This is a genomic window from Nocardia iowensis, from assembly GCF_019222765.1.
Classification (GTDB): domain Bacteria; phylum Actinomycetota; class Actinomycetes; order Mycobacteriales; family Mycobacteriaceae; genus Nocardia; species Nocardia iowensis.
On the sequence record NZ_CP078145.1, the window covers coordinates 301,713 to 328,579 of the forward strand.

At 64.5% G+C, this 26,867-nt stretch carries 33 protein-coding genes; 24 read left to right on the forward strand and 9 right to left on the reverse strand.

Features of this window, described 5'->3' with window-relative positions:
* Positions 1–218 precede the first annotated feature (218 nt).
* From KV110_RS01340 to KV110_RS01355, 4 genes are all read right to left on the reverse strand, one after another.
* Complete coding sequence (locus KV110_RS01340; RefSeq protein WP_218472716.1) at positions 219–1,118, reverse strand: hypothetical protein; 900 nt, start codon at positions 1,116–1,118, stop codon at positions 219–221.
* Positions 1,112–1,636, reverse strand: a complete 525-nt coding sequence (locus tag KV110_RS01345) for a DUF6932 family protein (RefSeq protein WP_393537405.1) — start codon at positions 1,634–1,636, stop codon at positions 1,112–1,114. The genes KV110_RS01340 and KV110_RS01345 overlap by 7 nt, the downstream gene beginning before the upstream one ends.
* Positions 1,637–1,898: 262 nt before the next feature.
* On the reverse strand, positions 1,899–2,609 hold the full coding sequence (locus KV110_RS01350) for an alpha/beta hydrolase family protein (protein WP_218472718.1): 711 nt from the start codon (positions 2,607–2,609) through the stop codon (positions 1,899–1,901).
* A 412-nt stretch (positions 2,610–3,021) separates the two neighbouring features.
* Positions 3,022–4,038, reverse strand: coding sequence for a GAF domain-containing protein (locus KV110_RS01355; protein WP_218472719.1), 1,017 nt, complete (start codon positions 4,036–4,038; stop codon positions 3,022–3,024).
* A gap of 152 nt (positions 4,039–4,190) precedes the next feature.
* Between KV110_RS01355 and KV110_RS01360 the strand changes: the two genes are divergently transcribed.
* Positions 4,191–5,111 (forward strand): CE1 family esterase, encoded by a 921-nt coding sequence (locus KV110_RS01360; protein WP_218472720.1) that lies wholly within the window; start codon positions 4,191–4,193, stop codon positions 5,109–5,111.
* 165 nt (positions 5,112–5,276) lie between these two features.
* Here KV110_RS01360 and KV110_RS01365 read toward each other — a convergent pair whose 3' ends face one another.
* Entirely contained in the window at positions 5,277–5,930 is a 654-nt protein-coding gene (locus KV110_RS01365; protein ID WP_218472721.1) for a hypothetical protein, read from the reverse strand.
* A 176-nt stretch (positions 5,931–6,106) separates the two neighbouring features.
* On the opposite strand from KV110_RS01365, the gene KV110_RS01370 reads away from it, so the two are divergent.
* From KV110_RS01370 to KV110_RS41990, 14 genes are all read left to right on the forward strand, one after another.
* On the forward strand, positions 6,107–6,361 hold the full coding sequence (locus KV110_RS01370) for a helix-turn-helix transcriptional regulator (protein ID WP_218472722.1): 255 nt from the start codon (positions 6,107–6,109) through the stop codon (positions 6,359–6,361).
* Positions 6,358–6,663 (forward strand): helix-turn-helix domain-containing protein, encoded by a 306-nt coding sequence (locus KV110_RS01375; RefSeq protein ID WP_218472723.1) that lies wholly within the window; start codon positions 6,358–6,360, stop codon positions 6,661–6,663. Before KV110_RS01370 ends, KV110_RS01375 begins: the two co-directional genes overlap by 4 nt.
* A gap of 136 nt (positions 6,664–6,799) precedes the next feature.
* Entirely contained in the window at positions 6,800–6,973 is a 174-nt protein-coding gene (locus KV110_RS01380; RefSeq protein ID WP_218472724.1) for a hypothetical protein, read from the forward strand.
* A complete protein-coding gene (locus KV110_RS01385; RefSeq protein WP_218472725.1) occupies positions 6,970–7,365 on the forward strand; it encodes a hypothetical protein in 396 nt (131 codons plus the stop codon). The genes KV110_RS01380 and KV110_RS01385 overlap by 4 nt, the downstream gene beginning before the upstream one ends.
* Positions 7,362–7,709: a WhiB family transcriptional regulator gene (locus KV110_RS41985; RefSeq protein WP_218472726.1), complete on the forward strand. Its 348-nt coding sequence runs from the start codon at positions 7,362–7,364 to the stop codon at positions 7,707–7,709. Before KV110_RS01385 ends, KV110_RS41985 begins: the two co-directional genes overlap by 4 nt.
* A gap of 419 nt (positions 7,710–8,128) precedes the next feature.
* Complete coding sequence (locus KV110_RS01395) at positions 8,129–9,373, forward strand: DNA cytosine methyltransferase (RefSeq protein ID WP_218478087.1); 1,245 nt, start codon at positions 8,129–8,131, stop codon at positions 9,371–9,373.
* 195 nt (positions 9,374–9,568) lie between these two features.
* Positions 9,569–10,597 (forward strand): hypothetical protein, encoded by a 1,029-nt coding sequence (locus KV110_RS01400; protein ID WP_218472727.1) that lies wholly within the window; start codon positions 9,569–9,571, stop codon positions 10,595–10,597.
* The gene (locus KV110_RS01405; RefSeq protein ID WP_218472728.1) at positions 10,590–11,513 is read left to right on the forward strand and encodes a phosphoadenosine phosphosulfate reductase domain-containing protein; all 924 of its coding nucleotides are present in this window, start codon (positions 10,590–10,592) and stop codon (positions 11,511–11,513) included. The genes KV110_RS01400 and KV110_RS01405 overlap by 8 nt, the downstream gene beginning before the upstream one ends.
* A complete protein-coding gene (locus tag KV110_RS01410) occupies positions 11,513–11,953 on the forward strand; it encodes a hypothetical protein (RefSeq protein WP_218472729.1) in 441 nt (146 codons plus the stop codon). The genes KV110_RS01405 and KV110_RS01410 overlap by 1 nt, the downstream gene beginning before the upstream one ends.
* On the forward strand, positions 11,947–12,942 hold the full coding sequence (locus tag KV110_RS01415) for a DNA-methyltransferase (RefSeq protein ID WP_218478088.1): 996 nt from the start codon (positions 11,947–11,949) through the stop codon (positions 12,940–12,942). Before KV110_RS01410 ends, KV110_RS01415 begins: the two co-directional genes overlap by 7 nt.
* Positions 12,939–13,664, forward strand: coding sequence for a hypothetical protein (locus tag KV110_RS01420; RefSeq protein ID WP_218472730.1), 726 nt, complete (start codon positions 12,939–12,941; stop codon positions 13,662–13,664). The genes KV110_RS01415 and KV110_RS01420 overlap by 4 nt, the downstream gene beginning before the upstream one ends.
* A 425-nt stretch (positions 13,665–14,089) precedes the next feature.
* A complete protein-coding gene (locus KV110_RS01425; RefSeq protein WP_218472731.1) occupies positions 14,090–15,019 on the forward strand; it encodes a hypothetical protein in 930 nt (309 codons plus the stop codon).
* Between the two features lie 38 nt (positions 15,020–15,057).
* A complete protein-coding gene (locus KV110_RS01430; RefSeq protein WP_218472732.1) occupies positions 15,058–15,324 on the forward strand; it encodes a hypothetical protein in 267 nt (88 codons plus the stop codon).
* A gap of 47 nt (positions 15,325–15,371) precedes the next feature.
* On the forward strand, positions 15,372–15,554 hold the full coding sequence (locus KV110_RS41990; RefSeq protein ID WP_423710053.1) for a recombinase family protein: 183 nt from the start codon (positions 15,372–15,374) through the stop codon (positions 15,552–15,554).
* 3 nt (positions 15,555–15,557) lie between these two features.
* Here KV110_RS41990 and KV110_RS01440 read toward each other — a convergent pair whose 3' ends face one another.
* Positions 15,558–16,448, reverse strand: a complete 891-nt coding sequence (locus KV110_RS01440) for a hypothetical protein (RefSeq protein WP_218472734.1) — start codon at positions 16,446–16,448, stop codon at positions 15,558–15,560.
* 199 nt (positions 16,449–16,647) lie between these two features.
* Between KV110_RS01440 and KV110_RS01445 the strand changes: the two genes are divergently transcribed.
* The 3 genes from KV110_RS01445 to KV110_RS01455 all read left to right on the forward strand — a co-directional run bounded on the left by KV110_RS01445 (position 16,648) and on the right by KV110_RS01455 (position 20,560).
* Positions 16,648–18,051 carry a hypothetical protein gene (locus tag KV110_RS01445; RefSeq protein WP_218472735.1) on the forward strand — a complete coding sequence of 468 codons (1,404 nt, stop codon included), beginning with the start codon at positions 16,648–16,650 and terminating at the stop codon, positions 18,049–18,051.
* A gap of 416 nt (positions 18,052–18,467) precedes the next feature.
* The gene (locus tag KV110_RS01450; protein ID WP_218472736.1) at positions 18,468–18,743 is read left to right on the forward strand and encodes an HNH endonuclease; all 276 of its coding nucleotides are present in this window, start codon (positions 18,468–18,470) and stop codon (positions 18,741–18,743) included.
* 566 nt (positions 18,744–19,309) lie between these two features.
* Positions 19,310–20,560: a DNA modification methylase gene (locus KV110_RS01455; protein ID WP_246634303.1), complete on the forward strand. Its 1,251-nt coding sequence runs from the start codon at positions 19,310–19,312 to the stop codon at positions 20,558–20,560.
* Positions 20,561–20,578: 18 nt separating this feature from the next.
* On the opposite strand, the gene KV110_RS01460 is transcribed toward KV110_RS01455, so the two are convergent.
* From KV110_RS01460 to KV110_RS01470, 3 genes are all read right to left on the reverse strand, one after another.
* Positions 20,579–20,953, reverse strand: a complete 375-nt coding sequence (locus KV110_RS01460) for a hypothetical protein (RefSeq protein ID WP_218472737.1) — start codon at positions 20,951–20,953, stop codon at positions 20,579–20,581.
* 550 nt (positions 20,954–21,503) lie between these two features.
* A complete protein-coding gene (locus tag KV110_RS01465) occupies positions 21,504–21,725 on the reverse strand; it encodes a hypothetical protein (protein ID WP_218472738.1) in 222 nt (73 codons plus the stop codon).
* On the reverse strand, positions 21,722–21,997 hold the full coding sequence (locus KV110_RS01470; RefSeq protein WP_218472739.1) for a hypothetical protein: 276 nt from the start codon (positions 21,995–21,997) through the stop codon (positions 21,722–21,724). Before KV110_RS01470 ends, KV110_RS01465 begins: the two co-directional genes overlap by 4 nt.
* Positions 21,998–22,486: 489 nt before the next feature.
* Here KV110_RS01470 and KV110_RS01475 point away from each other — a divergent pair, with 489 nt between their 5' ends.
* The 6 genes from KV110_RS01475 to KV110_RS01500 are packed head-to-tail and all read left to right on the forward strand — an operon-like array spanning position 22,487 to position 26,772.
* A complete protein-coding gene (locus KV110_RS01475) occupies positions 22,487–22,891 on the forward strand; it encodes a hypothetical protein (RefSeq protein ID WP_218472740.1) in 405 nt (134 codons plus the stop codon).
* On the forward strand, positions 22,891–23,187 hold the full coding sequence (locus KV110_RS01480; protein ID WP_218472741.1) for a terminase small subunit: 297 nt from the start codon (positions 22,891–22,893) through the stop codon (positions 23,185–23,187). Before KV110_RS01475 ends, KV110_RS01480 begins: the two co-directional genes overlap by 1 nt.
* Positions 23,171–24,694: a terminase large subunit domain-containing protein gene (locus KV110_RS01485; protein WP_218472742.1), complete on the forward strand. Its 1,524-nt coding sequence runs from the start codon at positions 23,171–23,173 to the stop codon at positions 24,692–24,694. Before KV110_RS01480 ends, KV110_RS01485 begins: the two co-directional genes overlap by 17 nt.
* A complete protein-coding gene (locus KV110_RS01490; protein ID WP_218472743.1) occupies positions 24,691–24,846 on the forward strand; it encodes a hypothetical protein in 156 nt (51 codons plus the stop codon). The genes KV110_RS01485 and KV110_RS01490 overlap by 4 nt, the downstream gene beginning before the upstream one ends.
* Positions 24,843–26,078, forward strand: a complete 1,236-nt coding sequence (locus KV110_RS01495) for a phage portal protein (protein ID WP_218472744.1) — start codon at positions 24,843–24,845, stop codon at positions 26,076–26,078. Before KV110_RS01490 ends, KV110_RS01495 begins: the two co-directional genes overlap by 4 nt.
* Entirely contained in the window at positions 26,053–26,772 is a 720-nt protein-coding gene (locus KV110_RS01500) for an HK97 family phage prohead protease (RefSeq protein ID WP_218472745.1), read from the forward strand. The genes KV110_RS01495 and KV110_RS01500 overlap by 26 nt, the downstream gene beginning before the upstream one ends.
* The last annotated feature ends 95 nt before the right edge of the window (positions 26,773–26,867 follow it).

Genomic DNA, 26,867 nt, shown 5'->3' on the forward strand with positions numbered 1-26,867 from the left:
TGATCATCTCCGATGGATGCCCAACGACCCCGTGATGCGCGACCATCCCTCAGCTACCTGCGGATCTGCGCCCCAAGATCGTCGTTGTCTCTAGTCGCGGCAATGTAGCCCTGCTGATGTAATTCGATCGCCACTGCGTCCGTCACTTTCCAGAGCATTGTCCCGATGTTCTTGGTGACGTACGTGATTAACCGACCACGGTGAAGTCTGCCCCGTCCTCAACATGGCATACAGCCCTGGTGCCCATCCTCGGCGGCGATGGACAGGAGGCGGTAGCTCACCTGTATCTGTCCCTCGGCGGTGCGATACATCGACGAGCCGATGAGTGCCTTGACCTTTCGCCCGAGCAATGGAGGAAGGCACGGAAGGGCGGACTCGACTACCGATCCGTAGATGTCGCTGTCTCCTGGGTCGTCAGAACTGACGAGATAGAACATTCGGCGGCCCGTCCTGCTGGCGTCGAGAATGCCGGTGCTCGTGGTGGTTTCTTTAGCCAGAGGCTCGTCCAGCAGGGGGGAGTTGAGCAGGGCGAGTGCGTGCTCGCGGGACACCAACGAACGGTCCTCGCCCACGGAGGACTGGATCTCGATCCCCAGCGATCTGTTCGTCTCGGCTATCACCGAGATCACTAACCCGACGGCTGATCGCAAGGTGCTCGGCAGCGACTGCAACGTTTCCACTGTCAGCCAGTCGTCGGCTTTCGAAGGAAGCGTCTGGCACAACTCCAACGCCGCGCGCACGCTCGACGCGTGACTGGCCTCGGGACGGTGGTCCGCTGTCCAGGGTTCCGGCGGGAGTCCGAAAACCATCATGTGGCGCGTCATCACGAGCCGGGTGACCTCGGGCACGAGCGACTGGTCGAGATCGTGGATCGTGCAGGCGGTGTGCGGGGCGATGCTGTGGTGGACGAACAGCGCGGTCGCGCTGGTCAGTGCGAGGACGATCTTCGTCGCATCGCGGGGGGAGACGCTGTCATCGGAGTCCACGATCAGCCGCGGGTGAGTCTCTGGGAAGTATTGCGCCTCAGCGGCCCAGAGTGAGGATCTGAGCAATTCGTCGACCATGCTGCCGCTTTGGTGGCGCGCCATGGCTTGTCGAAAAGGGGTGTTGTCTACCACGGCACCTCCACGAACCCTCGGTCGGCGAGCGCGGCCTCCTCCGCGCCATGTCCGGTAGCCCACCCGCGTAGCCACTCCTGCTTGTCGGTGTCGGTGCCCAGGTACGCGGCGATGTGAAAGCCGACAGGATGAACGGCGTCGAGGTAAGAGCTCGTGCGTGCGTCTCCACCGACGACCACATCGCGCATCGTGAACAGCTTTCTCAACCGGCTGCGCCTTTCCCCTGTCAGCAACTCCAACTCGGCCAGGTTTGCGGGAAACACGGCCAGCGTCAACGCCGGACCCCGCCCAACACCGGGTTGGCCGTCGCGGGTGACGAAGCATCCATCAAGCCAAATGTGTCCCCTGGTCATGAATTCCCGCAACTGGCCCAGGTAGGCTTGCAACCCGTAATAGACCACCTGGCGGGTATCGGAGTGCTTCGCGTCGATCACGAGCCGCTCGTGAACCTCAGCCATAGTTGCCGGCCAGCACCCGAATGGAAGTAGCCCCTCGGCAGTCCAGTCCGGTAACCCCATGTTGTCCCCCTTGTCGTCGTTCCGTCAACCGGGCGCGTCTGCCTGCACCAGGTAAACGACCTGGAACAGTGCGGAGCGATAGACTTCGAATGCGTTTCGATTGATGCGCTTAAATCGGTATCTGTCGAACTCCGAAGTCCTGGAGTCCCGGCCCGATTGGCTGCAACTGCGTGAAGCGTTCCCCGAGATGGCTTCGACCAGAGCGGCGTTACCAGCCGCTAACACACCACCTACCGCCCCGCCGAAATTCTCGATATCAACATCACCACTGTCCAGACCTTCCGTTTCTCGAAACTTGAACAGAGTGCGATGTCAGGAGCATTTCGGCGAGCGCCTCCGGGTCGGTCAGCATTACGTCATGTGGGCCGTCCAATGCGAGAGTCTGGTATCCCACGGCCTCCCCGAACCGGGCGAAGGGGTATATCTGTGGCAGGCAGTAGATGGCAGTTCCAGGAATACGGTCGATAGCGCCGGTCAGTCGCGTCGGTTCGGTGAACGTGCGCATCGTCTGGGGGATCAGACGTGAGGTCAGCCAGACCGCGGGGTCGTTGTCGACGATGCCGAACGTATCCGGCGGCGGTGCTGGGATCTGCCATCCGCCACCGGGCGTCTCGACCGCGGTGCTGATCGCTGCGGCGACGGGGTCGCCGCCAAGGTCGAGCAAGCTGACACCGTCGGCCCCTGCCCAGCCGTCCACGAGGATGACGTGGTCGACTGCGTCGGCTCGCGCGTCGGCGGCTTCCCGGACCACCAGTCCCGAGTAGCTGTGCCCGACTAACACAACCTTGTCCTCCTCGGGAACGGTGTCGATGGCCGCGACCACTGCGGCGGCGTGGTCGTGCAACCCGTGGTCGCCATCAGCGCTGAGATTTGGAGTGAGGGTGTGCACACCACCGGCGCGCAATAACGGGATGACCCGATCCCATGCCCATGGGCCATGCCAGGCGCCGTGTACGAGAACAAACGTGATCACTGGTGATTCTCCTTGCGTAGCAGGGGCAGAACCTGGCGGACGCGCTCCTCCAGGTCATTTGTTGTGACCCTCGGCGGCCGGGCGTGACGGCAGGTGGGAACCATCTGGCGTGGGATGCCTTCCGTAGCTGAACTTCTCGTGTCCACCACGACACGCCAGTCAGGGGCAGCACCGCTCACGGACAGGGACGGGTCGACCCCGTCGAAGGCGATAGATTGCACCCTGAATGATTTGATGCACACGACAAACTCCAGTGGCAGCTGACGTGAGCAGCGCAGTCGACCGCCCACGAAAGGCTAAGTAGCGACGCAGGAACGGATATCGACACGTTCCGCGTAACCCCCTGGAGGGAGTGCAACCCGAACAATAGCCGAACTGCGTCACTGCGCGCCAGGTATCGCGCGGGCCCATCTCAGGGAACAGGATTGCCGACTGGTCTGAACAACATCGCGCGAAAACGCGGAAGCGCGTGCGGGATTGGCACCCAGGAGATCTGCACTGCTTGCCAGCCGCCGCTCACCGTCAGCAGTCGGAAAGTTCTCTCCGCAGTTTCGATGCGCCCCTCCGCCAGGTCTAGGTAGGTCTGGCGATTGGATGCTCGATCGTCGGGGTGTACGAGGTGGGTGTTGGTAAGGTTAAAAGTCGACCGGCGATCGGTCGGATCTGTGTCGTGGGACTGTGGATGATGGCGCCATGCGATCTCTGGCAGTGGCGGGGTCAGCCATTCCAGGATCTGCATCGTCAGAAGGTCCATCAGCGCGGTGGTACCACCGAGCAGGGCCGCCGCCGCATCGTTGTGGTAGGTCGGCAGCACGATTCCCGGCTTCCGGTCCTCCTCGATTTGTAACAGCAACGCCCGCAGTCGATTCCGCGCATGGTATCGAAATGTGCCGAAGATGCGAGTGGTGTGGGCATCGTCTGGGGTGAGTACCCGCATCGGTCCCTCCCACACCGTATCGGGATTCGGATCCAGCACGGCGGTCATCAACTGGTCGCGCTCCTCGCACTCGATGATCCGCGACAGGAACCACGCGCCGTGCAGCAGCCGGTGCCGCGCCGGGAGAACCGCCCCGCCTCGGCCACCGCTCATCAATGTCCATTCCCCGCCGTCCCACACGAAAGCATCGATCGGTGGTGGCTCATCGCGCCCGGGTCGCCGCCTGGGGCCTGCCCACAACTGCACCGCGAGGGTCTCGTCGTCGGGGCCGGGAACCGGTATTGCCAATATCTCACGATCTCCTCCGCGGACCCGCAAGTCGCGGCTGGCCGGTCGGTTGCTCGAAAGCACCTGGGCGATAGCGCTATTCGCGGCCGCAGCAAGGGAGTTGGGGCGAATCGCGCGGATCAGCGAACGCTCCCGAGCGATCCCCTCGTCCAGCGTGGACGACAACGCTCTATCCGGGTCCGCAGCATCAACCAGGAACCACATGCTAGCCTCCCGTCCCATATTGGCGTCCACTGCTCGCCACAACCGCCAGCTGCGGCCGATCCGCACCGAGGCGCCACCGCGGGCCTCATGCATCGGCGAAGTGGCGTTCAGAACCCTGTACTGTATCGCCAAAATTCGACACACTGTCATACGTGGAGCCAAAAGCGCAGCACAACAACGCCGTTCGTGCCGATCAACACTTCCTCGATCACGAGCACCGTCGCCGCAGGTACACCCTCGTGCGTCGAGCAGCCGGAACGACACCGGGAGCTGCACTGATCATGGTGCTGCACGGGACTGCGCAAAGCGGTGAGTCGGTACACGAGCGCCACAGCGGCCTGATCTTCGATGAGCTCGCGCGCACAGGCAACGCCGTCATCGCCTACCCGAGCGCGGTGCGACGCGAGTGGAACGGTGCCCGCAAGGCGGTCATGCTCTCGCCAGCAGTGAAAACCATCGACGATGTCGGCTTCCTGAGTTCGCTGATCAGCGAAATCACTGCACGCTGCCCCGTCGACGCCGAGCGGGTGCTCGTCATTGGTTACTCACTCGGCGGCCACATGGCGATCCGTCTCGTCCACGACGCCCCCGAACTGTTGGTCGGGGCGATGCTGATCGGTACCAACCAACCCGCACCCGGCAACCTCGAAAGCGCGGGTAGGTCAGCAACGCCGCTGCCGATGGTGCTGATCCACGGCACTGCCGATCCGTGGGCTCCCTACGACGGCGGTGTGATCAGTTGGCGCGGGCACTTCCCCAAGGGGGAGCACTTGTCGGCACTGCAGACCGCCGAATACTTTGCCGCCCGAAACGGAATCAACGTCGAACCCAGCATTGAATGGCTACCTGGCAAACCTGCACCCACCGAGCTCGGCAGCGTCAGCCGCACCGAGTACCGGCAAATCGGCTGCCCGTCGGTGCGTCTCTACAGCATCGTGGGCGGCGGCCACCAGATCCCAGGACACCGGCATGTGTGGCCGTGGCTCTTTGGGATATCGCCTAGCACCCTGTCTGCGGCCAGCGTCGCCGCAGAGTTCCTCGGGATCACGCTCCGCTCTGATGAGAAACGCTGAGCAGCAACCTTACTCGTCACGCAGGATGGTATAGCGCCGGGCAACGTGCGACCGAGCTCGGCACGCGACCAGCCCTCGGCAACGGTGTGCCGCACGGACGCAGCCTGGGTCTGCGCAGACAGCTGCTGTTGGTTGTATTTCCAATCGAGCTTCGACCGCGAAGCTTTACTCTCCCACCTTTCGTCGGGGCCGCAATGACCTGCCAGTCGCATGTGCCCTCTCCTTCGCTCCTTGCTCGATCACCTGCTGGCGACCGCCATCCAGGAGGTCTTCGATCCAGGGGCTGGGCCAGTAGGCGTCGGAGGCAGCTGTGTGGGATTGAGTGGGCTGTAGCGTTGCACCTCCAGTAGCATGGCCTGGGTTGCCGGGGGTTCGCTGCTGTTTGGATTCAGCGTTGGCGGCCAAATCGACTGCTACGCGTGCAATCTCACGGCAATCTTCCGGTGGCAGCATGCGAAGCCTCTCGCAAATCTCGACTACATCGGGATACGAGCGGCGATAGCCGGAGTCGATCAACGCGGCATCCACGACGAGCCAGTACGGGTACTGCGCCTCTCGGGCGATACCTTCAAGGATGCGCTTGTCGGGCAGTTGCCGGAGGGGTCGCGCCGCCCAGGTGTAGAGGGTTTGCGGGGCGCTGCCTACTCGCCGAGCGAACTCCGCCTTTTTCACACCCCAGCGGTCGATGTGGTTCTGCACGAGGCGTAACAACTCGCTCATGATCGCTCTCCGTTCCGGCGTCGCCGCTTGCGCGACGCCCGCTTCCACTGGCCTGCACACCATTTCGGTCGGCCGGAAAGCCAACTTTTTATCCACCATTCGACACAGCGCCGAGGCGGAAGAATACGCAGGCTGTGAGGTTTATGCCAACAGCAAGCATAGGCTTCCGTCCACCTACTGCGCGCGGAAAGCTCGCGTATTCTTTGAAATCAACGCATCTACCTGGCACGATCGGCCGTATTCGAACATAGGTCCGCCGGGCGGGAAGGATCGCGATGCGATTGACATCAGGGGAGACACTCCGGGCGCTGATGCGTCAAAGAGGCGACACCATGGACTCGTTGGCCAGGAAAGCTGGATGTTCGCGCAGCTTCATTGGACAGCTCTGCAAGGAAGCTAAGCGAAGCTGCACCCCCGAGTTGGCCGCACGTATCGCGGAGGCTCTCGCGGTGCCGTCGGATCTTCTTTTCGTGTCCAGAGAGCACGCAGACAGCGACATTTATACACGCAGTGTGAGCGGTGCGATGTGAGTGTGCTCGCCGACAACGACAGCGACACCGACGACGAGGGCCGCGCCGTGGTTCAGGTTGAGCCGACATTTACCGTCGCCGAGGGCGCGGCAATCCTCAAGCAGACCGCGGGCTGGTATCTGACGCGCCTACGTAGCGGTGAGCTGCCTGGTCACAAGGCTGGACGTCAGTGGTATCTGACCGAATCCGACGTCAAGCAGGCGCAGTTGCTGACCGCCCGGCCCGCCGGTGCGCCCACCCTGCTACCAGCCGGATTCTTGCCAGTTCGTCCTCGCCGAAAGCGACCCCCTCGGCGCGCGTGAGCGCCCGAACAGGCTCCCTCGGCTCGGGTGCGCCGACTCGTGCCGGGGGCGTGCGTCTTGGGGGAGGCCACGCGAGTCCCTCAGAGCTCGTGCTCCCAAGACGCACATTAAATCGAACAACATTGTGGGAGAACAGATGTCGAACAATGAACGGGGCGGTCGCCATCACAGCGACCGTCCACACGCGGTGCCGGTGACCGACCTGCAGGCACGGCTGCGCCGCGAGAATCACGCCGCAGATCTAGAGCCATCGCTCGAACCCCCCGAGGGTAACGACCACGACTACGACGGCGGGGGGTCTGCGGCATGAAAGCCAACGAGGATCTTCTGCAAGTCGCCGATTTGTTGGAAGCGGCGACGATCGGCTCGGTGCGACTTGCCTTGGCGCAGTCTCCGCAGGGGCCACAACGGAATCGGAGCCTGCCGGAAAACCTTGATGCCGCGGCCGGAGTGCTCGATCGGCACCGGCACCTGCAGGAAGCGACGATGGCGATCACCTTGGCGCACAAGATCTATGAATCCGAGGCCGCCAAACTCGCGCTCGTCACACTCGCCGCGAACTCCGATGGCGACCGCGCCGATAGCCCTTCGATGGTGGAGCAAGTCGGCGACATCGCGCGGAGATTGCTGTCGAGTCCCGTCGGAAGCGATCTGCACCAGCTCGGCCGAGATCTGGCCGCCATTGCCGAGGAGAGCCGATGAGCTGCTACGACTGGCGAGAGCGGGCCGCGTGCCGCAGCGTACATCCAGAGGTCTTCTTTCCCATCTCTCACACCAAACCGGGCGTTCGACCCATACCTGCCGACCGAGAAACCCCGCGACGCATCTGTGAGCGCTGTCCGGTGCGACTCAGCTGCGCCCGTCTCGGCCTGGCCACTGTTAAGCGTGGCTGGAAGCACGGAGTCTATGCGGGCATCGACCTCGAAGCCCGCGACGCGCGCACCAGGTTGCTCGAGGTGGTCGACGAGCCTGCGGTTGCCTCGATGACCGGCCCCGAGACCGGCAGAGCCCACTCGCACCCGGACCGGCAGGGAGCGAGGCGATGAGCACCGCAGAGACCGTGCGCCGTTTCCGAACTCCAACGCCCCCAAAGGAGCTGGATCCGCGAGAACTTCTCCCAGCCTCGCCGCGACAACCCGACTCGACCGGAGACCGCTATGCCCATCACCGCCACCCACACGTACCAGCCGAGCCCCAGCGACACCAACGCGCTCACCAACCCGACCCATCCACGTACATCGGCAGAAATGCGCTGCCACCTCGGCAACAAACCAAACGCTCACCAGCTTCACCCACAGGCACGCCTGCCGGGCCCGCCAGCTCGGGCGGCAGCTCATCAGCCCGAAGGAGCCGACCCGAGGCAAAGCCGCCCTACAGCCCAGCTCCCAACAGCCAACCCCAGGACCCTCCGGCGCTGACACCGCCGAACCGGTACCACGCGAGATAGACGAAGGCGTCGACAGTGATGAATGAGATCCGGATCGGATCCCTCTTTTCCGGCACTGGAACACTCGATCTCGCCGCGCTGCAGGTCTTTCCAGGATCACGATTGGTATGGCACTGCGACAACGACCCCGCCGCCAGCCGGGTACTCGCGCACCACTGGCCGCAGGTACCCAACCTTGGCGACATCACCCAAATCCGCTGGCGCGACGTGGAACCCGTCGACATCCTCGTCGGCGGGTTCCCTTGCCAGGACGTTTCCCTCGCCGGTCATCTCGCCGGCCTCGGCAAGGAAACACGCTCCGGGCTCTGGTTATACATGGCCGAGGCAATCGTGGCACTCGAACCTCGGCATGTGCTCATCGAGAATGTCGAAGGACTACTAAGTGCCTACGCCGTACGCGCAATGGAACCCACGCCGGATGCTGTGGGAAGCCACCGAGATCGACCTAGTGTCCGGGCTGCCGGTGCCGTTCTCGGCGCGCTGGCCACGCTCGGGTTCGATGCAGAGTGGACGAGCTTACGTGCGTGCGACGTCGGAGCATGCCACCGACGACGCCGAATCTTCCTCCTCGCCAACGCTTCTGCCCACTCCCATGTCCCGAGATCACAAAGGCAAGGCCAACCCGCCCGGACGGACACGCAAAGGCAGGCCACGCACCCGAGGCGACGACACGCTGCCCGACGCAGTGGACAGGATCTGAGGCTACTGCCGACACCATCGGTCGCCGACGGTACCGGCGGGCATATCTCTCGCTCCGGCGCCCGCATCGGCGAGCTCCTCCTCGGCGGCATCGCACGCGCCCACGCCGAGGGCACACTCCTGCCCACACCCCGCGCCAGTGACGGAGCCAAAGGCTCACCGCGCCAACATGGCTCAGGCGGCGACCTCATGCTCCCCTCGGCGATCTACGCGCTCACACACGGCCCCCACCGCGGGCACGAACGCGACAGCATCGACAGCGCCCCTGCACTCGGATCCGACCCCAGCAGATGGGGGATCTACGCGAACGCGATCGCCCGCCAGGAAGCGCTGACCCGCCCGCCCCCGCCACCGAATGAGCCCAATCGCGACGGAAACCCTCGCCTGTCACCAGCGTTCGCGGAATGGATGATGATGATGCCCCGTCGGTGGGTCACCGATCCCGAGATCGGTCTGTCGCGTGTCCAGCAGTTGCGCATCATCGGCAACAGCGTCGTCGTCCCCTGCGCAGTCGAGGCATACAGGCAACTGCGCGCCCGCCAGCCGCTGGAGGACGTCGCATGAGCGTCCTGCACTACGCCGACGGAACCATCGTGTCCGACAGCGACCTCGAATCGATTGCGCGCGCATTCGGATTCTCCTCCGCCCGCCGGTGGATCGACTACCACGCCGCCGCAGAGAAGCGACGAAATCACCATGACAGGAACGCGGCATGAACGCCGCACCGTTCCTTCCTGTCGAGCACCGGAAGGAGGAACCGTGGCTCGCGAGTTCGCGAAGCTCTATCTGAGCATCAACGGCGACGTCGACTTCGAATCATTGACCGCCGACGCGCAAATGTTCTACACCCGAGTGCTGTTGCCCGAACCGACCCTGTCCTACTGCGGTATCGCCGACTGGCGCCCGAACCGGCTCGTGGGCAGAGCCAGCGACCTGACCCTGCCCAGAATCCTCGTCGCCGCATCCGAACTCGAACGCCGCCGCTACATCCTCGTCGACATCGCGACCGAGGAAGTGCTCGTCCGCTCGCTCATCCGCCGCGACCATCTACTGCGCAACCCGAAGATGGCCGCTGCGGTCACCACGGCCTACTACGCCGCCGCCTCCCGCACCCTGCGTGCGGCCATCATCACCGAGATCCAACGGGTTCGCCGCGAACACCCCGAGTACTCGTCGTGGAGCCACAAAGATTCCGCCGAGCGGCTCAACCAACTGCTGACGATGCCCAACCTCGACACGGTCGGCTACACCAACACAATTCAGATCCCCGACACCGATACCGGACCGGTCCCGAATACCAATACCGAGCCGGTCCACGACACCGTATCCGAAACAATGACCGATACCGTTGCCGACCCGAGCGCCGAATACCAATCGGAACACCAATCGAATTCGGCACTGATCCCCAGCACCTACACCCCACACCCTGCACCCTCTGGTGGTGGTGACGTAACTACGGAAGCTCACGTGGGCTCACCCGCGGACGGCGAGCCGCCACCACGCAGGTGCCTCCGGCACCGCGACGAACCCTCACCACCGCCGTGCCGCGCCTGCGGCGAGACACGGAAGGCCCGCGATGCGTGGGAACGGGTCCACGCCAACACGATTCGCGTCGCAATACGCGCCGACCGCGACGCTGGCCACAGGTGCGGGATGTGCGATGGTCGCTGGCGCAATCCACCACCTGAGCTGCTGGCACTCCACCCGGACCCGCCGGTGGTCCGATGCGACCACCGCACCCCGACCAGCCTCGACCACTGGCACACCAGCGAGGACCGCCGTGGCTGAGCACACCCTCTTCGGAGCCGTCGATCCGCTACGCCCCGGACTCGACGCCCCGACACCGATCCAGGACGTCGCTCGACTCGCCGCCTCCGGTCGCAGAGAGCGCGTCCTGCGGCTGCGGCACCAAGCCGAGCAGATCTTCAGCGACGCCCTCGCCACGCATCTGGGCCGACACCGCGTCGCCGCCGTGTGCGTGCTGTTCTCCGGCGGCAGCGACTCCACCAGCCTCGCGCATCTGTTCCGGCACCGCGCCACGCATGCGATCCACTGCAACACCACGATCGGCATCGAGGCCACCCGGGAGTTCGTCCGCGCGACCTGCCTCGAATGGGATCTGCCGCTGCTGGAAGAGATTGCACCAAAACCATTCCGCCAGTTGGTGGTCGAGCGCGGCTTCCCTGGACCGCCGATGCATCCGAAGATGTACTCCCGGCTCAAGGAACGCGGCCTGCGCCAAGCCCGCCGCAAGCTGGTCGCCGACACCCGCCGCGAGCGCGTGGTGTTCCTGGCCGGACGCAGGCGCCAGGAGTCGCGCCGCCGAGCCCGTGTTCCGCTGCACGAGCGCGACGGCTCGGTCATCTGGATCTCACCGATCGCGAACTGGACCGTGCTCGACCTGAACACCTACCGCCAGCTCGCCGGTGACGTCCCGGTCAATCCCGTGAGCCAACTGCTGCACATGTCCGGTGAATGCCTGTGCGGCAGCTTCGCCAAACCCGGTGAGCTCGAACAGATCCGCGCCTGGTACCCCGACACCGACGCCGAGATCGACTCAATCGCCGCCGAGGTCACCGCCGCCGGACACCGCCCGCCCCACAACCGGTGGGGCCACGGTTCCGGCCGCCGATCCCGCGCCGCCGGACCACTGTGCAGCGACTGCCAGCTTCGACTGTTCGATCTCGACGAGGAGGCATCCTGATGACACCAAACTCCCGCCGACCCCTTCTGGCCCTCACCCATAACGGGCCGACCGTGCACGTGATTACCAGCGGAACCGGGGCCGACTACCAGATCGTGCGCATCTTCACCGACCCCGCCGAGGCCGGGGTATTCCTCGTCGGCCACAACGCGCGCCCCGAAAACGACCAGGCCAGCATCGAGGAATGGGCGATCACCCAGACCGCGCCCGAGCAAATCCTGTGGTGGCGGGTTCGCTGGGACCACGAAACCGAAACCATAGACCCGCCCGAACAATTCGCGCAGTGGACCGACGAACTGTCGCTCTTCTCCGTCGAAACCTGCACCTGGCGCACCACAACCGGCGACATCGTCGCGCTATCTACCGACCGCGCCCGTGCCGTCGCCGCACTCATCGCGGAGGTCACTTGCAACGCACAGCCCGAATCGGGAGCATCGTGAGCCTCTACCACCGCGACGAGGTGACCACCTTGCACCTCGGTGACGCACTCGACGTGCTGCGCGAGATGCCCGACAGCAGTGTCGACTGCGTGGTGACCTCGCCCCCGTACTGGGGGTTACGCGACTACGGCGTGCCCGGCCAGTACGGGCAGGAGATGACACCCGAGCAGTACGTCGAGAGACTGCGGGCGGTGTTCGCAGAGATCCGCCGCGTCCTCACCATCGACGGCACCTGCTGGCTCAACCTCGGCGACACCTACCTCGACAAGAGCCTCGTCGGCGTGCCGTGGCTGGTGGCCTTCGCGCTGGGCCGCGACGGCTGGATCCGCCGCAACGCCGTGGTCTGGTTCAAGACCAACGCCATGCCCTCCAGCGCGACTGATCGCCTATCGTCACGGTACGAGCTGGTCTTTCTACTTACCCGCTCCAAGCGGTACTGGTTCGACCTCGACGCGATCCGCAAGCCCTACACCGGCGACCGATCCGCATCCCGACGCTCCCGCAGCGGGTGCACCAGCAAACCCACCTCCATCGCCTCGCCGTGGAACGCCCAGACCAACCTCTCCGCCGACGGAACCCGCCACACAGCCGCACATCCGGCCGGCGGAAACCCCGGCGATCTCTGGGAGCAGGCCAACCAGCCATTCGCTGAAGCGCACTTCGCTGTCATGGCCACCGCCATCGCTGAACGCTGCATCCGAGCAGGCTGCCCGCCCTATCGCTGCCGCACCTGCAGCCACGCATCGAAACGACGGCCCTCCAAGCATGAAGAGAACTCCGAACTGACCGGGGAGTGGAGCACCTGCGGGCACAGCGACTTTCGGCGCGGTGTGGTACTGGATCCGTTCTCCGGCAGCGGCACCAGCGGTCTCGCCGCCCACCGTTATGGCCGCGCCTACATCGGCATCGATCTCAACAGCGCTTACCTCGACCTGTCCCTGCGTACCCGACTGCGACAGGGCGTGCTCGACCTCGGGGCCGCCTCGTGACACACGACGAGCCGATTCACCAATGCCGCCAAGCCGCGCATTGTAAGTCCCGAGTCCGTGACGACAATGGGCACTGGCACGGCGGAGGCGTCGAACGCCCCGACAGCCTCTGCCGAGGCTGCGAGCAGGCCGCCTTCGAGGCGATCCGCCAGCTCTACGACGACTGGCTACTGCTCGAAGCCGCGAAACTTCAACCGCCGCCGAAAGACCGAGCTCCAAAAGTCACCCACACAGCGTTGTACTCGGTACCGATCCGCCTCGACATCGACACCGTCCAATCCGCCATCGAGGACGAAACCCTCACCTGGACCATCACCCTCACCCGCGGGGAGCCTCTGCCGACCTCCCGCACCCTGTGCGTACGCCGGTGCGTGTCCACCTTGTCTGCGAACCTCGGCACCCTGGTCGATCTCCCACGTCGACAGCGTTGGCGCATGACACCACTGGCCGATGGCGGCGACGAGCCACAGAGCGTCGACCTCGACGGCGTAGACGCGGTCCTCAAGCTAGCCGCACTGCACCATCGAGCGCGAGAAGTGCTTGGCCTCAACGAAACCCGCATCTGGCTACCGGATCCTTGCCACGTGTGCGGCGTCAAAGCACTGACCTCGTCCCCGGACCAAGAGACGGTCACCTGCCAGTCCTGCCGGACTGTCTGGGCCAAGGAAGAATTCGCCCGCCTCAATGGCGTTGGCGTCCTCGATCCGGAACGAGCATCGTGACAACCGACCCATGGCCCTTCCCCAGGGACACCTCGCTGCAACGCGCCCGCAAGATCGCAGGCTCCTACCGCGCCGCCCTCCACGCGGTCGACCCTCAACGGTGTGCCGAGCTTGACCGACGCGCAACTGAGCTCGGCCAAGGCTGGGTCGCGCCGGTCGAACTACCAGCGTATTTGGCCGAGCATGCACTCGATGCAGAACTATCCGCCACCGACATTGAGCACTTCTGGCGCATCCCCGCGTCAACCATTCGAACGTGGGCGCACCGCGGCCTCATCACTGGTCGCCTCGGCCCGCGCCGTACCACGATCTACCGCGTGCGAGATGTTCTATCGCAGCAATCACGCCAACCGAAACGCCGTGATAGACGCTGATCTCGACCAAAAATTAGCAGGACAGAGGTCAACGGCCTTTACGCTGACGACATGAGCCCGACCGCTTCCAAGGTATCGCTCGATCGTGAGATCGAGCTGTTGCGGATGCGCACGTTGCTTTTCGACGGTGGGGTCGACGAGCTCAGGATGCGCACGGCACTCCACGACCTCCAGAAGTTCGACGTGCGATTCATGAAAGCCACAGGCGCGACCCAGCTCGACAACACGGTGTTCCTCGACATCGTGCGCGTCTCCTTCCATGAGATGACCCGGCGCGGAACCGTCCAGAGCCACCGCCTTACCCGGCATCGGTCCCACCGCCATGCCGAGGATCTGAACGAATCGCTACCTGTAATCAAGTGGCTCCACCGCTCGGGTTCGTTCCGGACCGCCACTCTCCGATTCGCGCACGCAGACGTCGAACGTCGAGCGCTCGGCAGGGCAGGACGCGAGTTTGAGTTCACCGAGGATGCTGTCTTTCTCGATTTCAACGTCCACCAAGCATCACGACTCGCCTGTGAAGCGCTGGCCAGTGGCAATGCTGTCCCGCCGCCAGTGGCACCTGAAGGCGGCTATCCGCGGCGCGCCGACCGCCTACTCGTAGAGCTACTGCAACGTCAAGGTAGGGCGCATCGAGCGGGGGCGGCATCGACGTCGGGAGTATCACGCGACGTTTTCCGCCGCGCGCTTGAAGTCATGCTGAGCGCAGCTGGGACTACTTACCACCGTATTCGGGCCCAGCTGTGGACCGCTAGCAAGATCGTCGGACTGACCGAAGCGCTCGGCGTACCTCAACGCCTTCTTTCTGCCGAAGCAACACGAGCGGCCTCTGCCATCATCCGGGTCCGTGCCGAGCGACGCGCCACGCATGCGTGCCCTGGCCGGACCGTTGCTGCCTCACCGCATGTAAGCCGAGGCCCTAACACCGCAGGTACTCCTTCGATTCCAAATCACCTGCGGGGCTTGCGCATCCAACACTGACCGACGGAGCGCTCCCCGTGTTCCCACAGGAGTGCACCTTGCCGGACCTTTCCCACCCCGACTGGGGAAACACCACCCAGCTTCTCGCGGTCATCGTCCTGACGCCTGTGATCACGCTGACCGTCCTGACCGCCTTAACCGCGCTCGTCGCAGTCATCAGCTCAAAGAAGTGCGGCGACCGCGCAATCCGAGTGTTTGAATCGACCCTCGAAGCACTCCTGTGGCTGATGGGCGCTGTACTCCGCGTCCACCGGAGACAAGAACCACAGCGCAACCGTCAGCCTCGAAACAGGTTCCGGCGGTGACCGCGCCGCAGCGCAGGGGACGGCCCAGGACGTGCCCAGACGACGTCGTGCGCCGGATCGTTGAAATGCACCAGAACGGGGTGGGGTACCGCGACATCTGTCGATCGCTCAACGCCGATGGGATCCCCACTCCTGCAGGGCGCCCGAAGTGGTACCCGTCCTACGTCTCTCGGTTGTTGAACACGCGGAACGTTGTCGAAACGTTCGGTGGGCCCAGGTCGAGACGATAGCCGTCAGGACCGCCAGACCGGCTCGCCGAACCGTTCCCGGTATTTGTTGTCGATGTGCTGGAGATCAGGTGCTTGCTGGAGGCCGAACACCCTCGTTGCTGCTAGCCAGCATCTGTCCTGATCGGAACGCATCAGTAGGAGGTCTTGATGCCATTGACCGTTCCTGGCGGTGAAGAACGCCCGAAGGTAGTTCTCGTCTTTCAGCCGCCATTTCACTGACCCGTAATAGGCGGGTGCGTCGAGGTCGCCCCATTCCTGGGTGTACAGCTGTTGGCCGGTGTCCATGTCGACGATCCGGATGGTGACGTTGTAGAGCGGGTACTCCCCGTCCTTGATGACGGTGAACTGCTGGGCTACCGCTGCGACGAGGTCGAAGTGGTACAGCATGACGTGCGCGTAGGTGTCACCGCCTGTGATCGTCGCGCGCTGCCGTGCCTCGGCGTTCTCGTCCTCCAGGTGGAACTGCCGTCGTACTGGACCCATGCGCGGCTGGTCGAGCACCGCGACGCAGCGCTCCAGGTGATACAGCTCGGCCGCCTTGTCGGTCATCCCAGCTAATTCGTTCCGCTCAGTGACCGTCAGCTCCTGGTTGGTGACGAAAGCGATGCCATCGGCGCCGTTCGCTTCGACGCCGGCCAAATCCGCACGGAACTTCTTCTTGATCGCGCTGATGCGCTGCTGCCCGCGGGGAAAGTGCACGGCCATGATCCACTTCTTGCCGTCGCGATCGGCGACAGCGTCTCGTCGGCCATCCGGCCCGCCGAGCGGATGCGAGGGGTCGAGATTCTTGTAGCCGTCGGCGAGCAGAACCTGCGCAGCGAGGCGCTCTGAGAGGGCTTGTCCGTAGGTCCATTCGCGCAGCCGGTGCCAGGTCTCATCGGGTCGCTTGGACATGCGCTGGCTCCTTGGCTCAATCATCGGGGGGAACTGTCATTTTCGCAGGTGGCTCAGCGTCGATGATTCGGATCGTCGGCGGAGTGCCTGTGGAGAGCCTTCGTTCTGACCGGTCGATAAAGCAGAGGACGGCTGGCGCCCTTACAAGGCAAAATCTGACAGCGTGGGATCCGACGAGCTACCGAACCCGATGAGGTGGGTGCCGACGGCGGTCGTCATCGACACGAACCTCTGGGGCCGAGGCACCCTTGATATCACCCGTCTACGGGATCTCGCCAGAAGGCTTGCGAAGTTGCGCGTAAAGGTCTGGATCCCAACACAAGTCGTCATGGAGTGGGCAAGACATGCTGTCGACGACGTCGAACTGATCATTCCCTCGTGGACGAGCCTGCGGAGGGCGGGGCTGGTCGCTGACAGATTTCCTCTGACGCAGGAAGTTTCAGTCATGCTTGACCAGCTGTTGGAGGCTGTGAACGCCGTCGACAACGTCACGGTGTTGCCGATGAGCGGGACGGCAGCCATTGCTGGCATTCGAGATCAGATCCTTCGGACTGGGGCCGGGACCGTACGGCAAGGGGTTCGTACCGGTGCGGCAGATTCATCGTGGGTGCGAGATGCTCTGATTGCTGCCGGTAACGACCCTAGCCGGATTGTCTTTCTCACCAAGAACGGCAAGGACGTCTACGCCACGATGCAACGGATGGGGATCTCCACGGAGGAGATCTATGTCCGGCCCGAACATCGGCTGCTCGATTCGATTGTGGCGGTTGCCAATGCATCCGAACATATGACCGCCTTAGTTGCACAACATCTACTTGAGCTTCGCCACCGGGAAGTGAGTAGAGGTTTGCGGTTGGTCGCCGGAGCCTGGCTCAAAGTAGACGACATCGCCGTTGACTATGCATCATTCGGAGGTGAAGGAGGCGAGGGGCTCGATGCAATAGATGTCCAGATCCTCCCTGAACCGCTGTTGGTTGGGATGGCAAATCTCAAAGTCTTCAGTAACGGAACTGTCGATGCGGCAATTGAATTCGAAGCAATTCTCTTCGGTGACCTTGATCTGAGTAGGCGGGAGGTCGGCGACGATGGGGCTGTGCGGTCTTGGCAGGGTACCAACGAGAATGCGGTCGTTACGGTGCCGCTCGTCGCGGAGGTTTTGGACGGCGTGGTCAGTGGAGTCACCGTCGCGGGCGAAGCTCGTGCAGAAGCGGAGCCGCGCTGGTTCAACGCGCCAGCTGCTGCTCGTGGCTGGCTTACCGAGTGGTTGCCAAGATTGGCGGGAGTTACCGTCGATCTTGATGCTTCCGACACAACGAATGAATTCATGCTATTCGGGGTCGGCGGACGAAAGGTCGGCTGCGACTTCGTTTGCCACTCTGATGGCGAGTGGACGCTGAACTTTGTTGGCAATTCGATCCGCACGGCGATCATTTGTCGTGGCGACCGCAATGTGCCGCGCAGGGTTCAGTCGCCAAGCGGACGAATGGTAAAGCTACGGCGCAACTTTGAGATCCGAGGTGAGGACGCCGACGGGCGCACCACGAGTCCGTTCCCGATTCTCGCTAAGGTCTGGGGCTACCTCGTAGAACAGCAAGGCGAATAACGGTACTCGGGCGCTGTCGGCGGCCGAGTACGTTCGCGTCCTACACTTCGGCTCCGATCCGCCTGCGCCATGCAGGACCTTCCGCGGCTCCTTGACATCCACCACACGTCTCAGGGACGCTCGAAGGGCGAGTGGTACACGTGTACCCATTGGGCCTCGATCCGTGAGTTGGATCGAGGCCCGACTCATTTGAGCACGGCGATGCCGTGCCGAGGACAAGCTCGCAATCTCACCGTGCCACAACATCGTTGGCACCGTTCGCCCAGGGTAGGCGACTCACCCATCACATTCTGAGAGGGCTCGACATGCCTTTGTTCATTCAGTGGATCCTGTTCCTGATCTCGCTGACCCAGCTCGGCAGTGGCTCATCCAGCGCCTCGGCTGGCATCCCGACCGGCAGCTAGACAGCAACACCGGTGACGACGGACCCGCGCCAGACTCACCGGTGGCGGGCCATCGTCGCGGACCTTCGTGCCCGGAGGCTGCCGTGCTGGCGCTGCGGGCAGCCGATCGACTACGACGCCGCGCGGTTCGCGCCGGACAGCTTCGAAGCCGATCACTTCTATCCGGTCAGCACCCACCCACACCTGGCTCTGGATCCGGCGAATGCGCGTGCAAGTCACCTGCGCTGCAATCGCTCTCGCGGCAACACCGCGTCGGCGGTCGGGGAGTGGGTGCGGTCGGACTTCTGAGGGTCCGAATGCGGTTCGTGCTAGACGAATTGGCCTATGAGATGGCGAAATACTGTGGCGCCCTCAATCGTTCAGACGCCCAGTCTTACCAACTGCCTCCCAGTCCGTGCCATTCGAGCGCTCCGGTCCTGGCCCCCATGAAGATAGTCCCGCAATGGGTGAGGTACAGGTCGGGTTAGTCAGACCCGGCAGGTAGATCGGATGTCCGGTGACTAGCCGTGCAGTCGATCGCAGATGTCACGGATTGTTCGGTAGACCGCAAGGACCAGTGGTCCCCATTTTGCAACTCGGTCTGCCCATTGCGCCCGCTGGCTACGAGCGCGCTTGTCCGACTTCGACATCAACATCACCTCCCATCTCATCTCCAGCCCCCGCGCGCGAGGGGCTGGAGTTGAGTTGAAAGGCGCTGTGAGAGTAGCTGACGACCGACACTGGTGGGGAGGGGCGGGTGGAAAGTTGACGGCGATCGGCTCCTCGATTCCCCGGGCAGTGGGCAATCTCCCCCCGCGGGCATACCCCCATCGCGCGAGGCGGGCAGAACGTCCGGCGGCTGGCGAGGTGTGCGCGTGAGTCGCCCGGTCGCCTCGATCCGATTCGACACCCTCGCGGTGGATCGACTGCGCACCTTCGAGGGCAACCCACGCCGAGGCAACGTCGACGCGATCGCGCAGTCGCTAGAGGTCACCGGCCAGTACCGGCCCGTCGTGGTCAACGAAGGCACTCTCACCGGCCGGACACTGGAAGTGTTGGCGGGCAACCACACCCTGCTCGCAGCGCGCCAGCTCGGCTGGGAGGAGTTGGCCGTCGGGATCATCGATGTTGATGAGCAGACTGCGCGGCGCATCGTCGCCGCCGACAACCGCACCGCCGACCTCGGCGACTACGACCACACCGCGCTGTTCGGACTCCTCGACGGCCTCGACGACCTCGCTGGAACCGGCTACAGCACCGAGGATTTCGACAAGCTCGTCGCCGAGATCATCCCGCGCGAAACCCACACCGACCCCGATGACGCCCCCGACCTACCTGACGACCCGACCAGTGCGCCGGGAGATATCTGGCAGCTGGGGCCGCACCGGCTCGTGGTCGGTGACGCCACCGACTACGCGGTGGTCGAAGCGCTGATGGACGGCGAGCAGGCCGACTGCGTGTGGACCGACCCGCCCTACGGCGTCGACTACGTCGGCAAGACCAAGGACGCCCTGCGGATCCAGGGTGACGCCGTGGCCGATCTTGACGAACTCCTTGCCGGGGCGTTCGCCTCGATGGTCGCGGTCGCCCGGCCCGGCGCCCCGGTCTATGTCGCACATGCCGACTCCGAACGCCTGCGGTTCGAGACGACGCTACGTGAAGCCGGGGTGCTGGTCCGGCAGAACCTGGTATGGGTGAAGAACACGATCGTCATGGGCCGCAGCGACTACCACTACAAGCACGAGCCGATCCTGTACGGGTTCGTCCCCGGCGGACAAGGGCGGCTCGGCCGAGGCGGGGACCGCTGGCACGGAGACAACGCCCAGTCCACAACGTTCGAGTTCGACAAACCCTCGGCCAACCGTGACCACCCGACGATGAAGCCGGTGGCGTTGATCGAGGCGATGCTGGCCAACTCCCTGCGCCCCGGCGGCCTGGTCCTCGATCTGTTCGGCGGCAGCGGGTCCACCCTCATCGCTGCCCACCAGCACGGGTCGAACGCACGGCTGGCTGAGCTCGACCCGCGCTACGCCGATGTCATCTGCCGCCGATTCCAGGAGCACACCGGGGTCGTCCCGGTCCGAAACGACGGCGAGGCCGTGGACTTCACAGCCCAGCACGTCTGATGCTCGATCGGTAGCCGGTCAGAAGTTGTATCCGTCCCAGGTGAACTCGCGGTCGGTCTGCCAGGTAACGGTTCCGGCGGTGCCGTCCCACTCGGCCCGGCTGATGATGTTGTCGTCCTCGATGCGCGCGATGACGGTGTCATCGAAGAAGCCTCCGTCCTTATAAGACTCCCAGTCGTCTCGGTAGGCGAAGGCGAGGTCGGCGCGGCGGTAGGTTCCGTCGCCGGTCGCGACCGCGCTGCGCAGCTGTTGCTCGGCCCACCGTTCGGCCTCGGCAGGCGTGTCGAATTCCGCGTTGTCGATTTCGTTCCGCTCGCCGTCGATGAAGAGGTCGGTGAGTACGGCGATATACACGTAGTCGGAGTCGGCTACGTCGGTTGCTTCGACACTCATTTACTTGGTCTCCCTACAGGTTTCGCACGCTTGGTGATGAAACGATAGCTCTCGATCTATCGGAAGTGAAGCCAAGAACCCGCACGCTATATGTTGAAAATTGCTGGCACATAACAGTTTTGACATTACAGTCCAGCGCTCTGCTGCCTCGGAGTCGTAACTTTCATCGGAGGTCACCATGGAAAGAAAGATTGCGCTGGAAGAACACATCCCCAGCCCGCATCTCCCGAGCGAAGAGCAGGCATGATCTGTACGCAGGTGGCCGATCGCGCGGTTGATGACGGCGCGCCGCGCCAGGACGAGGTCTCGGTCACGGGGGGTGCCAATCGTGTCGAAGTTCATGGCGGTAGCTCCTTGCGCGTGCGGTCGTCTCGGTTTTCACAACCATGAACGCTCTGGAGAAGTGACGAGTCAAGCGGTGCAAGTACTCGAAATATATAGTGGCACAACCAGATACAGGAACACGCACGCATGTGCGCTGTGGCCGGGTACCGGTTAACGAGCGCGAGACCGTGGAGGTCACGGCCTCGCAGGAGGTCTCGGCGGCGGGTCAGAACCCGGCTACCGCAGCGACCTGTTCGTGTGTCGGATTCGGAATCGCCTCGATCTCGTCCAGGGTGCAGATGTCGAGATTGCCGTCCGCCCATTGCACCTCGGCGAGGCCATGATGGGCGACGCCGTCCGGGTCGATCGCCGGGCAGGCGATGACCTTGCCGACCGTTGTGTCGACGCCGGTCGCACCGAGCCAGTAGGCCAGCGTGCCGGGAATCATGTCCGCCTCTGATTCATGATGGCCGACGCGACGGCCGTGTCGACCCACTCGGCGAACTCTGTCGCCTGCTCAGGCGGCAGCGTCAAGATCACGTCGTTGCCGTTGATGGCGTCATAGACCGCGATCCGTACGGTGCCACCCCGGACGTCGACCAGGGCGTGGCCCCAGTCGTCCACCGTCACGCCCTCCCAGTCCATCCAGTCGCCAGCGTCGGGATCTGGCTCGTCGTTCCACTCGACCTCCAGCTCCTCTTTGCGTCGGTCCTTGGTCATCGTGGTGCTCCCCTCCTGGTCTAGGTACAGCACCATGAACGCTCTGACCAGGAACGAAGTCAAGCGACATCAGATGCCGTAATAGGTTGCTGCACAACAAAAGTCGGAGCTATCGTGTGATCGCTTCCGGATCGCGACCGGAAGATGGACCCGCCGCCGACGGGCGGCGGGGTGGGGCCAGGGTTGGAGCCTGCCAGTGGCAGGGGCGCCGAGTTCGAGTCTCGGACTCCACACGGACGGGGCATCCGCTCGCTACGGACCCCGACCCCGGTGAGGACGCACGCCTCGCCGGAGCTGGCGGCGGCCTGCGCTGCCCGGCCTGGACCCGACGGTAGCTCCGAACCGAAAGGGCAGGGGAGCGCGGCCCGCCGCTCGCTGATCATCCGCCGAAACCGCTGTTCGGCTCGAGTCAATACGTTGTGGCACAACGCATTAGCGGACTTGAATCTCGACGCGATGTACGCGCAACTTCGAAAGGGGTGAGCCGACATGAATCGATCGAAATCCGGTGCGCCACAACATGCGCTGCAGCTCCGCAAAGCCGGAGTTCCCTACGCGAAGATCGCCGAACAGCTCGATATCACCGAAGCCGACGCCTACGACATGGTGACCGCCGCGCTGCAGGTGCACGAGGAAGCGCCCGAGACCCGTACCCGCCTGGACCTCGAACGTCTGGACGCGATGCTGCTCGGTCTGTGGAAGCACATCGGCCAGGGCGATCCGAAAGCAGTCGAACAGGGCCTGGAGGTGATGCGGATGCGCGCCGACATGCTCGCCGACCGCGCCGCATCCGGCGACGGCAGCGAGGTCGGCGACTACTTGGAATCGGTGAAAGCCGCTGCGCGAGAGAATAAACAGAGCGCCGTAACGCGGTTGCGGGCGGTGGAGTCCTGATGGCGCGCTCGCTACCGGAGTCGGTCGCCGCAGCGGTCGAGGAGATGACGTGGCTGACTCCCGCTGATCAGGCGGCGGTAGATCTGGCACTGCGCTACGCGGTGCAGATCGAAGCCGGGATCAGTCGCGGCGGTCAGGATGCGACCAAGGCCCTGTACCTCGGTCCGCACCTACTGCGGGCGCTCGCCGAGCTGGGTGGCACTCCAGGAGGCCGGCGAGCGTTCGGTGACGGCGTCGGCGACGGAGTCGAGTCGACGCTGATCAGGTTGCGGCGCGAGTTTGGACACCCCGCGTAGAGGCTGTGAACAGCCACGCATCTTCACCCCGCCGCTGCGGGAACTGACACGCGAGACGACCCACGGCTTCTCGGTGATCGACTTCGCCGAGGCAACGCTGGGGATCCAGCTGCTGCCGTGGCAGAAGTGGCTGTTCATCCACGCACTCGAACTGCGTGAAGACGGGCTCTACCGATTCCGCACGGTGCTAGTCCTCATAGCCCGTCAGAACGGCAAGACGCTGTGCATGCTGATCCTGGCGCTGTGGCACATCTACGTGCGTGGCTCACGCACCGTGATCGGCACCGCTCAAGATCTCGCCAACGCGGAGAAGGCGTGGGGCGAGGCGGTCGAAATCGCCGAAGCCGTACCGGATCTCGCGGTCGGAATCCGGCATGTGGTCAAGGTCAACGGCAAGAAGTCGCTGAAACTGCAAGCCGGAGAGCAATACCGGGTCGCCGCCGCGTCACGCAGAGGCGCCCGCGGCTTCTCCGGTGACCTCGTGCTGCTCGACGAGCTGCGTGAGCATCAGTCCTGGGACGCATGGGGTGCCTCGACCAAGACCACCCTGGCCCGGCCGCACGCCCAGGTGTGGGGGTTCTCCAACGCGGGTGACTCGCTGTCGGTGGTGCTGCGCTACCTGCGGGCGCTGGCCCACCAGGTACTGGGCTGGCCCGACGGAGACGCCGATGCCACCGCGCTCGAACTCGTCGGCGATGACGTCGTCGATGAGCCCGACGAGGACGATTCGCTGGCATTGTTCGAGTGGTCCGCGCCGCCGAGCGCGGATCGCCGCGACCGCGATGCGTGGGCCCAGGCTAACCCCAGCCTGGGCTTCACGATCACCGAACGCGCGATCGCTGCCGCCCTGCGCACCGACCCACCAGCGGTGTTCTCCGTCGAGGTGCTGTGCCGATGGCTCGAATCAGCCACCGCCGGACCGTTCGGCGACGGCACGTGGGCGGCAAGCCTGGACGCTGGCTCGCGCATCGCCGAGGGATCGCGCCGGGTCGTGGGCGTGGACGTCTCCTGGAACAGATCGAGCACCTATATCGCGCTGGCCGGATTCCGTGCCGACGGGCGCGCGCATGTGGAGATCACCGCCGACCGGGCTGGCACCGACTGGGTCATCGACTGGCTGCTGGAGCGCCGCGACCGGATCGAGGCGGTGGTGCTGCAGGCCAACGGCGCACCGGTATCGAGCTTGCTCGACGCACTGACCGCTGCCGGGCTTCCGGTGCTGGCCTGGGCTGGTCCCGATCTCGGACGCGCGACCGGGCAAGCGTTCGACCTGGTCGACAACAAACGCCTACGCCATCTCCCGCACCCCGGACTCGACCTGGCAGCGACCACGGCGGCGGTGCGTCCGGTCGGGGATGCGTGGGTGATCGACCGCAAGCGCTCACCGAGTGACGCCGCGCCGCTGGTGGCCGCGATCGCGGCCTTGTGGGCGCTGCTGTCACCGGATGTCCCGGCCCCGCAGATCCATGACTGGCCCGAGGAATTGTGGGAGGAAACCGGCGTATGAGAGCGAAAACTGTGCTGTTGCTCGATATTTCGGGCACAGCGGCGATATTGGGCGGGCTGTGGCTGTTGGGGCCAGCGTTCGTTCTCATCGGCGCTGGCGCGATCTGTCTCATCGCGGCGGCGCTGATCGACCGGCGGGTCGATCGCTCGTGAGCTGGTTGTGGCGGCTGCTCGGCACTGGCGGCGAGGCGCGGGCACTCACCGAGCTGTCCTCGATCCCTTCGAATTGGTCGGGCATCTCCGAATCCGGGATCGCGGTTTCCGAACGCACTGCGTTGCAGCACGTGACCGTCTACGCCTGCGTGCGCCTGCTGGCCGATGCGGTCGCGTCGTTGCCGGTGGACGCTTACCGTCGACGCGGGGAGGTCCGTGAGGAGATATCGCCCGCACCGTTGTGGGTGCGGCGTCCGGATCCTCGCTGGACCCGCTTCGAGTGGCTGTTCCAGGTGGTGTGCTCGCTGGCGTTGCGGGGCAACGCCTACCTGCACGTGACCGCACGTGACTTGAGCCAGTTCCCGACTGTTCTCGAACCGCTGCACCCCGATGAGGTGATCCTGCACGGGGTCGACTCCCGGGGTGTCCCCACCGGCGGCAAGATCTTCTACTCCGTGCTCGGCCAGCCGGTTCCGGCTGCCGACATCGTGCACCTGCGTCGCTTCGTACTGCCCGGCAGCTTGATCGGGTTGAGCCCCATCACGCAGGCCCGCCAGAGCATCGGACTCGGGCTGGCCGCCGAACGGTTCGGGGCACGCTGGTTCGGCCAATCGGCGAACCCGTCCAGCGTGCTGGAGACCGACCAGCCACTCTCGGCCGAGGCCGTGACTCACCTGCAGAAGCAATGGATCTCCTCCCACGGCGGACGCCGCCACCCAGCGGTGCTCTCTGGCGGGGTGAAGTGGCGCCCGATCTCCATCACCCCGGAAGAGTCGCAATTCCTGGCCACCCGCGAATTCCAGCGCGCCGAGATCGCGATGCTCTACGGCATCCCGCCGCACATGATCGGCGACACCCAGAAGTCGACCAGCTGGGGTGCGGGCATCGAAGCCCAAGGCATCGGGTTCACCACCTTCACTCTGCGCCCGTGGCTGGCCTGCATCGAGGACGCCCTCTCGGACCTGCTGCCCCGCGGGCAGTTCGCCAAGTTCAACGTCGGTGGCTTGCTGCGCGGAGACCAGCGTGCCCGCTATGACGCCTACGCCTCCGCGCGCAACGCCGGATGGATGAGCGTCAACGAGATCCGCGCGCTGGAGGACCTGCCGCCGATCCCTGGCGGCGACTCCTACATCCAGCCCCTCAACTATGGCCCGCTCGGCGCGGACCCCACCAGCTCTGATGAGCCGACATCCCAGGAGGACCCGAGTGGACCGCTCGACGAAGTTGCGTGATTCACGCGAGATCCGTTCCTACGCAGCTCATCACGTGCAGCTACGCAGCCGCGACGACGAACTGACCTTGCGAGGCTACGCCTCGATCTTCGATGCCCCGTATGAGATGTACGGCGGACCCGAGGCCGGCGGATGGACCGAGACCGTCGACCCCGGCGCCTTCGACATCACCCTGCGCGAACGCCCCGACCTGCACCTGCTCATCAACCACGACGGAATGCCGCTGGCCAGAACGAAATCCGGCACGCTGCGGCTCTCGGCCGACCGGCAGGGCCTGGCTGTCGAAGCCGACCTCGACCGCCGCGACCCCGATGTCGTGCGCCTGGAAACGAAGATGAGCCGAGGCGACATGGACGAGATGAGCTTCGCGTTCCGCGTCAAAGACGACGCCTGGAACCGTGAACAGACCACCCGCCGCATCACCGAGATCAGCCTGCACAAAGGCGATGTCAGCGTCGTGAACTTCGGCGCGAACCCCGCCACCTCGGCCAGCTTGCGTGGGCTGCTCGACGCGCTGGCCGACGTCGAGGTCGATGACACCCTGCTGGCCGAGGCCCGATCCGTCGGCGCGGACCGCCTCGGCTCCGCTCACGAACTGCTGGGCCGCCTGCACGGCGCACTACGCCCGAAGCGTTCCGACACGCTGCGCGTCGCGCAGCTCATCGCACTCGGTGAGGGCACCGACCTGAAGTAGTCCCCACCCACTCACAGCTTTATCCCCAACTACCACACCATGTTTCCCGAGTCCTGGCACTGGATCGGGGGCTTCTACAGCCCTGGCACTGGGCG

Excerpts from the sequence above, each read along its gene's own strand:
- KV110_RS01395 (WP_218478087.1), top strand. The coding sequence starts at position 8,129 with ATGAATGAGATCCGGATCGGATCCCTCTTTTCCGGCACTGGAACACTC.
- KV110_RS01470 (WP_218472739.1), bottom strand. The coding sequence starts at position 21,997 with ATGACCAAGGACCGACGCAAAGAGGAGCTGGAGGTCGAGTGGAACGAC.
- KV110_RS01480 (WP_218472741.1), top strand. The coding sequence starts at position 22,891 with ATGGCGCGCTCGCTACCGGAGTCGGTCGCCGCAGCGGTCGAGGAGATG.
- KV110_RS01370 (WP_218472722.1), top strand. The coding sequence starts at position 6,107 with ATGCGATTGACATCAGGGGAGACACTCCGGGCGCTGATGCGTCAAAGA.
- KV110_RS01490 (WP_218472743.1), top strand. The coding sequence starts at position 24,691 with ATGAGAGCGAAAACTGTGCTGTTGCTCGATATTTCGGGCACAGCGGCG.
- KV110_RS01440 (WP_218472734.1), bottom strand. The coding sequence starts at position 16,448 with ATGTCCAAGCGACCCGATGAGACCTGGCACCGGCTGCGCGAATGGACC.
- KV110_RS01425 (WP_218472731.1), top strand. The coding sequence starts at position 14,090 with ATGAGCCCGACCGCTTCCAAGGTATCGCTCGATCGTGAGATCGAGCTG.
- KV110_RS01475 (WP_218472740.1), top strand. The coding sequence starts at position 22,487 with ATGAATCGATCGAAATCCGGTGCGCCACAACATGCGCTGCAGCTCCGC.
- KV110_RS01410 (WP_218472729.1), top strand. The coding sequence starts at position 11,513 with ATGACACCAAACTCCCGCCGACCCCTTCTGGCCCTCACCCATAACGGG.
- KV110_RS01385 (WP_218472725.1), top strand. The coding sequence starts at position 6,970 with ATGAAAGCCAACGAGGATCTTCTGCAAGTCGCCGATTTGTTGGAAGCG.
- KV110_RS41985 (WP_218472726.1), top strand. The coding sequence starts at position 7,362 with ATGAGCTGCTACGACTGGCGAGAGCGGGCCGCGTGCCGCAGCGTACAT.
- KV110_RS01355 (WP_218472719.1), bottom strand. The coding sequence starts at position 4,038 with ATGTGGTTCCTGGTTGATGCTGCGGACCCGGATAGAGCGTTGTCGTCC.
- KV110_RS01380 (WP_218472724.1), top strand. The coding sequence starts at position 6,800 with ATGTCGAACAATGAACGGGGCGGTCGCCATCACAGCGACCGTCCACAC.
- KV110_RS01460 (WP_218472737.1), bottom strand. The coding sequence starts at position 20,953 with ATGAGTGTCGAAGCAACCGACGTAGCCGACTCCGACTACGTGTATATC.
- KV110_RS01345 (WP_393537405.1), bottom strand. The coding sequence starts at position 1,636 with ATGGGGTTACCGGACTGGACTGCCGAGGGGCTACTTCCATTCGGGTGC.
- KV110_RS01465 (WP_218472738.1), bottom strand. The coding sequence starts at position 21,725 with ATGATTCCCGGCACGCTGGCCTACTGGCTCGGTGCGACCGGCGTCGAC.
- KV110_RS01365 (WP_218472721.1), bottom strand. The coding sequence starts at position 5,930 with ATGGTGGATAAAAAGTTGGCTTTCCGGCCGACCGAAATGGTGTGCAGG.